Below are 9,855 nucleotides of genomic sequence, written 5' to 3' on the forward strand. Positions count from 1 at the left end.
CAGCGGCATGGACCAGGCCGGCTGCCCAACTCTCCGGGCCACGAAACAGCCTGCACAGACGGCACTGGTCGATGGACCAACGCAGCGAAGTGAGAGAGCCCATCCGGCCGACCGGGTGGGTTAGCGTTTGACGCGGTTGCGGATCGCCAACGCGGCCAGACCGAGCAGCAACGGCATCGCGATCCGCAAGATGATGCGGAACACCTCGCCCCATCGGGTGACGGTCTCGGGCACGTTCGTGGTCTTGACGTTGATCAGGAACGCCGACCGCACGCTGTACAACAACGCGTCGATGTAGGGCACCGGCTTGCCGGGGAACCCCGCGTACTTCACCCCGACCGCGATCACCGCGACCACCACCAGCAGGGTGGTGATCGCCCGCCAGGCTCGCAGCCCGTACCCCGACACCAGCCAGTACAGCCACACCAGCGTCCGCTCGGCCAATCCACGGCCGCCGCGGCCGCTGTGGCGGCGCATCTGCATCTCGCCGTAGTAGAAGTCGGCCGCGCCCGGCTCATTCTTGGAATCCTCCAGCGCCTTGCGCAGCTGCCGGTACAGCACCTCTAGCCGCGCCGGGTCCACCACGCCTACCCCGTCGGGCGCGGCCGTCCACCGGGCGGCCCGCCCGACACGCCATCGGGGCTTGTGCGCCCGCCAATGGTGCTCCTCGGCCAGCATCTGCCGGGTACCGCGCGGGTTCGCGGCGAACCGGCACCGGCCGTCCAGGGTGATCTTCTCCAGCTGCTGCATGCCGGCGAACCGGCACTCGCTCAGATCCACATCGGTCAGCACCAGCCGCTCGGCATCAGCATCGTGCAGGGACACGACTTTCACCCTGGGCGTGGTCCCGCCCGGCTCGGCGCCGTCCCACCTGATCGTGATCTCATCGACACCGCCAATCGCCGTCTGCAGGCCGTGCACGGTGACCGGCCCGGTGAACACCGCCCCACTCAGATCGACCCGCGCGCCACGCAACCGCAGCCCCACCCTTCCCGACGCCCGCACACCCGACAGATCCACCCGCGCCACAGCCGCCTCCACCACCAACTCCCCAGAAATCCGGGCCCCCGCCCACACCAAGCCCTGGACAGCACAAGTCCGCAGCAGCAGCCTCCCCTCCACCGTCCCGTCGCCGAAGTAGACCTCCCCGGTGGAGGTCACCCCACCGAAGTCGGCGTCCTGGGTGAAGGTCGCGCCGTGGAAGATGGCGTGCCTGGTGAAGGTCGCGCCGCTGAAGGAGGTGTCCTTGGTGAAGGTGGCGCCCTCGAAGTTGGCGTTGTCGGTGAAGGTCGCGCCGTGAAAGTCGGCGTTCTTGGTGAAGGTCGCGCCGCTGAAGGAGGTGTCCTTGGTGAAGGTGGCGCCCTCGAAGTTGGCGTTGTCGGTGAAGGTCGCGCCGCTGAAATCCGCAGTTCCAAGCTCTGGCTGTTGGCTTAGCGGGGTGATCGCCGCGAGGAGGCGTTCTAGGAGATCGCCGGTGAACACCACCTCCTGCATATCGACCGCTGCGCCCGGCTGCAGGCCAGACAGGTACTTTGCCAGCGACTCGGGCCCGAGGTGGGCCAGGCAGCCGCCATCGGCCGCCGGCGTGGCCCTGCAGATATCACCGGGGTTCGCCGAGGGCTTCAAAGAAGCTTCGGGGCACGCGTCCGGGGCATTGGTTGCCATGGCATGGTTCTAAGACTCCGGCGCTGCCTACCGCTGGATCTCGGTCAGATCGGCCGGAACGGGCCGCGGCTTCAGACGGGACAGAATTCACCTTCTGTCTGGTTTCACGGTTTGACCCAGCGTCCCCGTTGTCCAAGCGGTTGTTGCGTCCCGTTTATCCCGAGGCAGTCCCGTTGATCATGAGGCATTTGATCGTTTGTCCCACGTATCTGAGACATTGATCGCTACTGTGTGGATCTTCGTACGCTGAGGATCTTCCGGGTGGCGCGACCGAGCTGCGCAGCGCGCAAGCCCAGCCACGCGCCCTTGACGGGCGAGACGACCAACCCCGAGCGATCCTCATCGCGGGCCGGATGGCGTCCGGGCCGGGTCTTGGACGACGTGACCGTACCGGCAGCCAGAGCAGCTGTCATCACCGGAGTCGAGTAAGGATCGGCCAGCGGTGTTCAGACCGGTACGCCCGTTCCGGTCGGGGCGCGGACACGTGGTGTGTAGCTTGCCGGGCATGGATGGGGTCTACAGGGACGAACCGGCCAGCGTCGACCAACTGGCGGGGGCTTTGGCCTCGCTGGGCATGTACGGCGGCGACAACACCACCACCGAGCACGCCGCTGAAGCCCAGCGGCTCAGCGCCGACCGGTACCAAATGCACCTGGCCAACAGCCTGCTCGGCGCGGTCCAGGTCGAGGCGATGCTTGCGAGGGCCTGGCCGGCGGGGACGCCGCGGTGATGAGCGCCGCGCATCGCGAGCAGCTGCGCAGCGGCGGCGCGATGGATCCTGGGGCCGCCGACCCGAACCCGCAGAAGCTGGCGGCGTTCCTGCGCTGGCAGGCCCTGCGGGTCGCCGGACCGTTGCGGGAGATCGCGCAAGACTCCGCGACCGGGCCGATCCCGGTGGCGGCCGCGCACGCGGCGGAGGGCCTGCACCGGTTGCTTGGCGTTATTGCGGCCGGGCAGGTGCCCTCGGTGGAGAAGGTCGAGCAGAGCGCCGGGGAGATGCGTCAGGCGCGGCAGTGCCTGCAGAACGCGATCGCGAACGTCGACATCCTGCTGGAGATGCTGGCGGTGTTCGACGGCCTGGACGACTGAAATCTTTGAACGTCGCGTGGGCATTCTGCGTTCGCTGCCGGTCGCGCCGCCCAGGCCCGTAGGCTCGCCACAGCAGCAGCCGCGCCAGCAAGCGGAGGCACGCCATGATCACAGCGGACGCCCAGTTGATCGCCGCGCTGGCCGAGCGCACTGGCCTGCCACCAGAGGCGCTGTTCACGCCCGTGGCCCTAGCCCGCGTCCAGGGCGTGTTTGCCTATCCGCTGCACGACGATGCGGCCGAAGACGTCGTGCGCCGGCTCGTGGAGACCATGACCCGGGTGATCGACTTCGGCGCTCCCGCAGGGGCCGATCCGGCATCGCGGTATGTGTGGCTGCCGGAGATCACGACGCACTACGTCTCGGCGGAGACTCGGCGGGTCGTGATCGGTGTCAGCAGCGCCGGTGAGATGCCGGCCCGGCGTTCGCCAGACGATATCTACGACCCGCACGCCGATGGCTGGGATCTGGACCCCGGGGAGTACGACGCCGACCTCGTCCGCCAGGCGCAGCAGTGGAGTTGGTGGCAGCGCGTCAAGGCCGCCGGCGTCCGCGAGAGCTGGCGGATGCCAGAGCCCTACGCCGGAGCCGACCACGAGGTCCCGCTCGATCGGGCCCTGCACGAACGTGACCGCACCGGCGACCAGGCCACCTACCGGTCGGCACTGCGGCAGATCCGCAACGCCACCTACCGCGACATCGACGCCTGGGCGCACTCCGGCCACGAAGCCCTCGCGCGCGCCGACACCGTCACCATCCGATCCGCAGCGGCCCAGCGTCGGCGTTCGGCCGCGCTTACCGAGGCCTTGGGCTACTACCAGACCGGCGTCGCCGTCGGCGAGCTGAGCCTTCCTGCCGGTTTCACCGGCGTCCTGCCGTGGTCCTGGACCCAGAACCGCCCCTTCCTGCGCGCCCGCCACGGCTGGGCCCTGGCGTTGTGGCGGCTCGGCGACTTCGACAACGCCGGCACGGTCCTGAGAACCAGCCTGTGGATCAACCCCGCCGACAACCAAGGGCTGCGCGACCTGCTGCCGCTGGTCGAGCAACGTCGCCCGTACGAGGAGGTCGCGATCGTGTAGGGTCCGCGTTTCGGTGTCCCATGGGTTGGCGGCTGGACCCCTGTTCGCGGACTCGCGCGTCTACATGGTCACGCTATCGAGTGCTGTTCCTGGCGTTGTCGTGATGGTGGGGCCGTTGGAGCGTCATGGTGAGGGCATCTACCAAGGGTCTGTGATGGAGTCGAGGTGCTCGTGTCGGACGGGTAGTCGATCACAGCGGGAGACCTGCGGCAGTGCAGGGCGAAGTCAGGGTCTCGACTGTGGCCGCCGACATCTGCTCGCCATACAACACCACCGCGCTGGCGGCCCACAGGGCGTCGGCCAGCAGCGGGTCAGTGGGGCGCTGCCAGGCGGCGAGTTCGGCGACGGTCACGGCGTCCCAGAAAAGAAAGTGCGCGGCGTATACCTGATCGTGGGGGCCGGCGACCGCGTCGACCGCCTCGCGGCGAGCGGATCTCCAGCGCTGGTCGTCAATGCTGATGCGCGTGGTGAGCAGAGAGTCCAGGCGGGTGCGGGGCAGCCGCGCCGCGGTGGTCAGCAGTTGTCGTGCGGCGGGAGTGCGCGGTCCGTACACGGTGTCCACGGTGACCAGTGTGGGGAGCAAGACCTGTTCCCACGGTCCGGTCAGCAGCGCCAGGTCGGCGGCCTCCTGCTCGTTGTGCTCCTCGGCACTGGCGTGCAGGGTGTCGGAGCGGTGTTCGGGCCGATGGTCTGGCACAGCGAAGCCAGGTGCGGCGGCCAGGCCGAGGACGGCGTCGAACAGCGCGAGCGCGCCGGTGATGCGATCATCAGCGGTCGCCGCGCCGACGAACGGAGCGGCGAGCCTGCGCTCCAACCCGATCATGGAGTGTGCCGGTGCGGGGACCGCGAACACATCGCACCACCGTTCCCAGCGGTCGGCCACCCAGCCCGCGGCCCGGGAGCTCCTCAGGCGGGCGATCACGCGGGCGCGTGCTTCGGCGCGGGCCTCGGCATCGGCGCGTGCCGCGATCGCCAGGCGGTGCTGCTGGGTCAGGTTGAGGGTGACGGCGGTGAGGTCGAGCCGACGAAGCTGCTGGTCGTGGGTGAAGCTGACCGGCAGCATGATCTCCCCGTCCGCAGGCACGCCCGGGCGTACCCCCACCGGCCGGGAGAGCGGATCGCGGGCTTCGGCGGCCGTTGCCACCTTCGGGTCCGTGTCGGACAAGAGCCGGCGTTGCAGCTCCGCGGGGGCCCAGCGGGACTGGGCGACCGCCGCGCGCACGGCTGGGTCGGGGTCCTCGGCAAGGCCGGCCCACACGAAGGAGGGCGTGGAGAATCCGCGTGTGGCGGCGGCCTTGCGAACCTGCGGGCTCGGGTCGGCCAGTACACGCGCCCAGCGGGCGCCATCCTGCTCAGGGATGCCACCGGCGATCGCGGTCACGCGCACGCTGGGCGCCGGATCATCCAGCGGGTCGGCCAGCTCCACCCCGGACGCCGCAGCATCGACGGGGACGGGGCGACCGTCGGCGGCCGAGAGCGCGGCGAAGATGTGGCTGTCCAGCACGTGTATGCCCGCGCGACGGGCCGCAGCGCGCACGCGCGGCGCGGAGTGATCCAGGAGCGCGCGACGCACGGCCAAGCCCTCCTGCGACTCCGGCAGAACGCGCATGTGGCGGTTGCGAGCCAACGCGACCAGCACCGCGACCTCCGGATCAGCGATCAGCTTGGTCGCCGACACCTCACCCTTGGTGTAGCGGTGACGCGGCCCCACAATCAGTGGGAACGCCTCAGCGGCAAGAGCCCGGCACCGGAGGTCGGACGAAGTGGTCAACGCACGCAGCATCTTGGCCATCGTGGCCTGTGCTGCGCCGGGGTCCCGCCGGTACTCCCATCCGTACCGTAGTCCGTCCACAACCCTTCCCAATTCGGCGGCGGTGATCGCCGGAGCCGCCGCGGTCAACCGCGGCACGTCGGCCCCCGACCGCAACGCATGCCGGGAGATCGCGGAACGGGCCTGCCCCTTGGCCCGCGCCGCCAGCATGGCGAGCACGTTCATCGGCAGCGCCGGGTTGCGCAACACGGCCGAGAGGCTGCCCTGCCAAGCTCCGTCGCCGAGCAGGAACTCCACCACGGCCGCCGGGGGGTCACGCAGCACTGAAGCTGGCGCCGAGGGGTCGGCCCACACCTCGGCCGCCACAGCCGGGTCAAGGTCTGCGGCGCGCGACTTCCAGTTCGCCAGGTCCGTCACGACGTCCATCATCCCAACAAAGAGCACTGGCGACGCTGGACTTCCCGCCGCATGGCCTGGACGCTGACCCCCGACGCAGTCGGACACATGGTCCTGCGCCCCTGGAACGGTGACGGCCCGGGCACCGTCCTCTCCGCCGAGATCACCCACCAGCAGGTCTGCCAGGTGATCACCCTGAACCCACGCCCACACCCTCAAGCGCCTCTATTCGGAGGCTGAACAAACTCGGGTTCCGAACCCCTCAAGCCGGCCGAGTTGGCCAGTGCACAGGCGCCATGATCTCCTACGGCGCGACGCGCTCGGGGCGTTCCTACAAAGCGCGGCTGCCCTCTGAGCTCAGGTTCCCAGACGAGGCCGCTTCCCGGTCAGGCTGCCGGGCCACGCGTACGGCGTGTGATCTGCGGAGCGCGCCAATCAAGATCATCCCATGGGGGGATATTGGCGGCATGTGGGGAACCCAAGGAGGAGCCGATCACGCCGCATCACGGGCGTAGAAGTCACCGGCGCGTAGAGATGCTGACCGTTGCTAGATTTCGGCCCCCGGAAATGACACGAATCCCGGACTGATCAAGGTGACATCGAACGCGGACTCGGAATAACGGCCAGCTCACAGCACCGACGTGTGACAGCAGAACGCGGATCCTACAGATCGGCTCACGGCGCGGTCACCGACCCCAAGCGAGGCAACTGCCAGCCCCTGCGTCATGCCTGCCTCGCGCCCGGCGCCAGATGCTGGTCCCGCTGGCGTTGGATGACCATGAAGTTGCCGCAGTAGTCGCTGCGGCCGTTGACCCGGATGCCGCCCTGGCCATCGAGGTCAAGGTGAAGCCCATCGACGGTCACCAGGGTCTCGCTGCCGTCGGCGCGACGCTCGATCACCCCGTCATGCCCGGCGGGCATGTCAGTGCCGGGTCCGGTTCGCCGACCTGTGTGGGAGTCGATCAGTGAGGTGTCGGCCAGCGGCTGGGTCCAGTCGGCGGCGATCTTGCCCTGGTCCACCAGCAGGTGCCGCATGACGCGTGGGTCGCTCATCAGATCAGCGCTTCTTGGCGTCGCGGCTGGCGCTGGCTCGGTCGGCGGCTGACTGTGCGCGTCGGCCGGCGCCGCTTTGAGCGGTCTTGCTGGCGGGGTTCTTGTCGGCGGCGGCCTGCATCCGCCGTGCTGCCTGCTGGTCCATCGGCGTGCTCTTGCCCGCGCCGCGCTTGCTCTTTCCCATGTCGGCATGCTGCCCGCCGCACGTTCAAGGCAGCCCCCGCCAGCGGTCAAGGAGCGGCCGTGACCGCAGGTCGCTATGTCGTTGTGTGCTGATGACGCCCAGGCCGTCCCGCTCAGTCAGGCAATCCCGCCGGAGGCCAGGAGCGGCTTGTTCGCCAAGGTCGGCTTCAAGCACGCCCTCTGCGAAACTCAGGGCAGAGATCGGCCAGGCCATCCCAAGGTGAAGAGGTGAGGCCGTGCGATCGGTGGAAGCGCTCCTGCGCCACCATGCGACACCGCGCGAGCGCGTCGTCGACGACCACATGTTCGTCGTCGAGGCCGGACACACCCTGCCCGCGGCGATGCGTCTGCAGGTGTTCACCGCGCCGGGTGCGGTGCCGGTCATGGTCGCCGTTCAGACCACCGGTGAGGGACCGTCATTGATCAACGCGGCGGAGACCTACTGCGCGGCGGCATGGCGACGGCACTGCCCCGACTCGCAGCATCCGCCGGTCTGGATCCAGCGGCAGATCCTGCCCAGCGGCCGGTTCGACTCCTTCGACCTGGTGACGTTCGAGCACATCGCGGCCCCCTACACCCTCACCGGTCCGCAGTGGCGGTCGATCTGCGACGACGACCTGGCTCGGCTGGTGGGCGGGCCAGTGGACCGCGACCGCGGCGCGCGGCATGTACCGCGCCCGCCCGTGCCCGAGAAGGAAACCGGTTACCGGGTCATACGCGGGGTCCGCCTGCCTCGCCCGCAGCCGTTCCGCGCACCGACGTGCATGCCGGTCGGCATCCCCTTCAGCCGCCGCATCGCCCGTCAGCTGCGCCCCGACCAGGCGCCGCGGGACTGCTGCTGGTACCACGGCGGCCCCTGGACGGCCGCGACCCGGATCGCCGTCGGCGCGCTGCGCCAGGCCCGGCGCGAACGCGTGCCGGTCGACGAGCTCACCGGCTGCCTGATGGACCTCATCGTGCAGGCCGACCTCCCGACGTGGCAGCGTCAGGCCGCCGAGAGCCTGGTGCTGGATCCCCTCGCGCTGCGCGGCGATGGCCGCTCCTACGTCAACGGCCAGCACCGCGCCCAGGCCATCCTCGACCAGGGTGTCCGCACGGTGCTGGTCGCCGAGGACGTCGACCCGCCGGACCGAGCCGAGCTCGAAGCCGCCCTGCAGGCCTGGCTGGACGAATTCGCGCCGGGGCGCCTGTAAGACCCAGCAAGCACCCCACGTCCGCCGTTGTGCCGGGCGTAGGATTTCATCACGGTCACGACCGTGACGAAAAAAGGGGTGCCTGGATGGGGTGCGCGCAGTGTGGCGGCGAGGTGGCGGTCAAGCCGCGCGGCCGTCGGCGGTCTTACTGCTCGCGCGCCTGCCAGGCCAAGGCTTACCGCGCGCGCAAGGCCGCGGACCAGACCGATGCGCAAGCCGGCTCCTCGCCGCCGACGGCGCACGCCCTCGCCGACATCCTCTGGCGGGACGTGCTGGTCTTGGTGAAGGCGGCCCGCGCCGTCGAACGCGACCACGACGTCGAGCCTGAGACCGTGACGGCCGCCGCGGCGGCGGCTCGCCAAAGCCTGGACGAGCTCGTCGCCCGCGCCCGCGCCCCCCTTTCCGCTGAGCCGTGTGACGAAAAGCCAGGCGATGTGACGAATCAGACGGCCGCGAGCGCCGCGCCGCCGGCGCGCGTGAACGCGCCGCCCACCGCCCCCGTCCCGCCCGCCCCCGCTCCCACCTCGGCCCCTCCCCCCGTGCCACAGGGCCCGCCCGTGACGAAAACCGCAACAGGCGTGACGAAATCCATGGCGGACAGCGGCACCGGTGTCGCCGAGCTGTACCTGGCGCACCTGCACGGCGACGATCACCTGCTGCTGGCCGACGGCGCACGCCTGGCCTGGCTGCACGACACCGCCAACAGCTGCGTCCCCCACGGCCCCAACGGACAGATGATCACCCGTCCTGCCGAGACCACGGCCGGTTGGTTGCGCAGCCGACTGCAGGTCGCCCAGGCGGCGGCCGCCGCGCTCGGAGTGCCCGGCGCCGACCGCGCCGCGGTGACGGTCGGCCCGCCGCTGGATCACCTGGGCCGCGGGCTGGATCTGGACCCGCGCTCACTGGCGTCCTGGACGCTGCTGCGCGGCCGCGTCGCCGACCGCACCGACGTGATCGTGCGGGGCCGGTGCGTGGGCTGGCTGCAGCGCGACACCCGCGGCCGCCACGTCGCCTGCACCCTGGACGGCCCCGTCCCCGGCCCGGCCAGCACAGTGGCCGCGGCCGTCATGGCCCTGTTCGCCGCGCTGTACGCGCCCGCGCCGCTGCCCGACCTGGGCCCCGCCGCCCGCACGCCGCGGCGGCCACGCGCCCGCCCCGCACGTGAACGGCCCCTTCGCCCCTACACCGCCGCCCAGATCGCCGCTGCCGCCCTGGACCCGCCGCGGCTGGAGGGCGGTGGCTACGCCGTGGTCGTCGACGACTACGGCGAGCGCGTCGTGCTCGGCCACGTGCGCCGCACCAGCCGGCACTGGCAGGCCACCACCCCCGACCGCCGCCAGCGCGTCCTGGTGCACCGCGCCGCCACCCGCACCGAGGCCATCGACACCCTGCTCGCCGCCCCCGGCCCGCTGTGGGGCGACCCCGCCGA

The 9,855-nt window shown here is 70.5% G+C and carries 8 protein-coding genes and 1 pseudogene; 5 read left to right on the forward strand and 4 right to left on the reverse strand.

The features are described from left to right. Window positions 1-120: 120 nt before the first annotated feature. A complete protein-coding gene (locus ABD333_RS37900) occupies window positions 121-1,494 on the reverse strand; it encodes a pentapeptide repeat-containing protein (protein WP_344547420.1) in 1,374 nt (457 codons plus the stop codon). A gap of 676 nt (window positions 1,495-2,170) precedes the next feature. On the opposite strand from ABD333_RS37900, the gene ABD333_RS37905 reads away from it, so the two are divergent. The 3 genes from ABD333_RS37905 to ABD333_RS37915 all read left to right on the forward strand — a co-directional run bounded on the left by ABD333_RS37905 (window position 2,171) and on the right by ABD333_RS37915 (window position 3,830). Further along, window positions 2,171-2,395 carry a DUF6245 family protein gene (locus ABD333_RS37905; RefSeq protein WP_344547421.1) on the forward strand — a complete coding sequence of 75 codons (225 nt, stop codon included), beginning with the start codon at window positions 2,171-2,173 and terminating at the stop codon, window positions 2,393-2,395. Beyond that, window positions 2,395-2,754 carry a DUF6245 family protein gene (locus tag ABD333_RS37910; RefSeq protein WP_344547422.1) on the forward strand — a complete coding sequence of 120 codons (360 nt, stop codon included), beginning with the start codon at window positions 2,395-2,397 and terminating at the stop codon, window positions 2,752-2,754. The genes ABD333_RS37905 and ABD333_RS37910 overlap by 1 nt, the downstream gene beginning before the upstream one ends. 104 nt (window positions 2,755-2,858) lie before the next feature. After that, window positions 2,859-3,830: a hypothetical protein gene (locus tag ABD333_RS37915; RefSeq protein WP_344547423.1), complete on the forward strand. Its 972-nt coding sequence runs from the start codon at window positions 2,859-2,861 to the stop codon at window positions 3,828-3,830. 190 nt (window positions 3,831-4,020) lie between these two features. Here ABD333_RS37915 and ABD333_RS37920 read toward each other — a convergent pair whose 3' ends face one another. The 3 genes from ABD333_RS37920 to ABD333_RS37930 all read right to left on the reverse strand — a co-directional run bounded on the left by ABD333_RS37920 (window position 4,021) and on the right by ABD333_RS37930 (window position 7,234). Next, window positions 4,021-6,018, reverse strand: a complete 1,998-nt coding sequence (locus tag ABD333_RS37920; protein ID WP_344547424.1) for a hypothetical protein — start codon at window positions 6,016-6,018, stop codon at window positions 4,021-4,023. 702 nt (window positions 6,019-6,720) lie between these two features. Next, window positions 6,721-7,050: a hypothetical protein gene (locus tag ABD333_RS37925; RefSeq protein ID WP_344547425.1), complete on the reverse strand. Its 330-nt coding sequence runs from the start codon at window positions 7,048-7,050 to the stop codon at window positions 6,721-6,723. A 4-nt stretch (window positions 7,051-7,054) separates the two neighbouring features. After that, the gene (locus tag ABD333_RS37930; RefSeq protein WP_344547427.1) at window positions 7,055-7,234 is read right to left on the reverse strand and encodes a hypothetical protein; all 180 of its coding nucleotides are present in this window, start codon (window positions 7,232-7,234) and stop codon (window positions 7,055-7,057) included. A 235-nt stretch (window positions 7,235-7,469) separates the two neighbouring features. On the opposite strand from ABD333_RS37930, the gene ABD333_RS37935 reads away from it, so the two are divergent. After that, window positions 7,470-8,426: a hypothetical protein gene (locus ABD333_RS37935; protein WP_344547428.1), complete on the forward strand. Its 957-nt coding sequence runs from the start codon at window positions 7,470-7,472 to the stop codon at window positions 8,424-8,426. Between the two features lie 86 nt (window positions 8,427-8,512). Beyond that, window positions 8,513-9,855 (forward strand): annotated as a pseudogene (locus tag ABD333_RS37940) (hypothetical protein); the annotation flags it as partial.

It is taken from the genome of Actinomadura fulvescens, from assembly GCF_039533225.1.
Lineage (GTDB): Bacteria > Actinomycetota > Actinomycetes > Streptosporangiales > Streptosporangiaceae > Spirillospora > Spirillospora fulvescens.

What these genes read in the sequence shown, in the direction of transcription:
- ABD333_RS37900 (WP_344547420.1), bottom strand. Translation starts at nt 1,494, where the DNA reads ATGCAGGAGGTGGTGTTCACCGGCGATCTCCTAGAACGCCTCCTCGCG.
- ABD333_RS37930 (WP_344547427.1), bottom strand. Translation starts at nt 7,234, where the DNA reads ATGGGAAAGAGCAAGCGCGGCGCGGGCAAGAGCACGCCGATGGACCAG.
- ABD333_RS37925 (WP_344547425.1), bottom strand. Translation starts at nt 7,050, where the DNA reads ATGAGCGACCCACGCGTCATGCGGCACCTGCTGGTGGACCAGGGCAAG.
- ABD333_RS37915 (WP_344547423.1), top strand. Translation starts at nt 2,859, where the DNA reads ATGATCACAGCGGACGCCCAGTTGATCGCCGCGCTGGCCGAGCGCACT.
- ABD333_RS37905 (WP_344547421.1), top strand. Translation starts at nt 2,171, where the DNA reads ATGGATGGGGTCTACAGGGACGAACCGGCCAGCGTCGACCAACTGGCG.
- ABD333_RS37910 (WP_344547422.1), top strand. Translation starts at nt 2,395, where the DNA reads ATGAGCGCCGCGCATCGCGAGCAGCTGCGCAGCGGCGGCGCGATGGAT.